General features: G+C 40.7%; 1 protein-coding gene. It reads left to right on the forward strand.

The window, feature by feature from the left end:
* Positions 1–20 precede the first annotated feature (20 nt).
* On the forward strand, positions 21–209 hold the full coding sequence (locus tag CLOSYM_RS24330) for an HNH endonuclease (RefSeq protein WP_330362859.1): 189 nt from the start codon (positions 21–23) through the stop codon (positions 207–209).
* Positions 210–236 lie beyond the last annotated feature (27 nt).

Here is a 236-nt window from a genome sequence, read left to right on the forward strand (position 1 = left end):
AATTTAGCTGGAAAACCACTATCAGACAACGGCTCAATGCCAGAGTTTGTGAATTATGTGGGTGTAAAGAAGCCGATTTGTATGAAGTTCACGTCATACGGAACTTAAACGAGTTGGGTAATTCTGATTGGGAAACCGTGATGAAAAAGAAGCGGAGAAAAACGCTTGTTGTTTGCAGCAAGTGCCATGAAAGAATACACAGACACTAATCAATACGTCAATTACTAATGGGGAGC

It is taken from the genome of [Clostridium] symbiosum ATCC 14940 (assembly GCF_000466485.1).
In the GTDB taxonomy this organism is placed as follows: domain Bacteria; phylum Bacillota; class Clostridia; order Lachnospirales; family Lachnospiraceae; genus Otoolea; species Otoolea symbiosa.